Origin of the sequence: Vallitalea longa, from assembly GCF_027923465.1 — a bacterium.
GTDB lineage: Bacteria > Bacillota > Clostridia > Lachnospirales > Vallitaleaceae > Vallitalea > Vallitalea longa.
On record NZ_BRLB01000101.1, the window covers coordinates 1 to 238 of the forward strand.

Here is a 238-nt window from a genome sequence, read left to right on the forward strand (position 1 = left end):
CGGAACGGTTTTTAATCTTTAACTCCTGCTTGAGAGCGAATATATTTCTCAATCATTTCTATTGTTGCTCCTCCAGTTGTTAAAATGCAATAACTTCTACTCCAAAATACTGGTTTCCAGTAATATTCTTTTAAATATTCACTATGTTTTTTCCTAATAAGTCTTGAAGAAACAGTCTTTAGAGTATTAACTAATTTTGCTAATTCCACTTGGGGAGGTGTTTCAAATAGTAAGTTCT

Annotated in this window: 1 protein-coding gene; it reads right to left on the reverse strand. The window is 31.5% G+C overall.

Annotated elements, in window-relative coordinates; genetic code table 11:
* Positions 1-11: 11 nt before the first annotated feature.
* Positions 12-238 (reverse strand): IS200/IS605 family transposase (gene tnpA / locus QMG30_RS24975; RefSeq protein WP_281819952.1); only part of this gene is annotated, 227 nt, incomplete at its 5' end.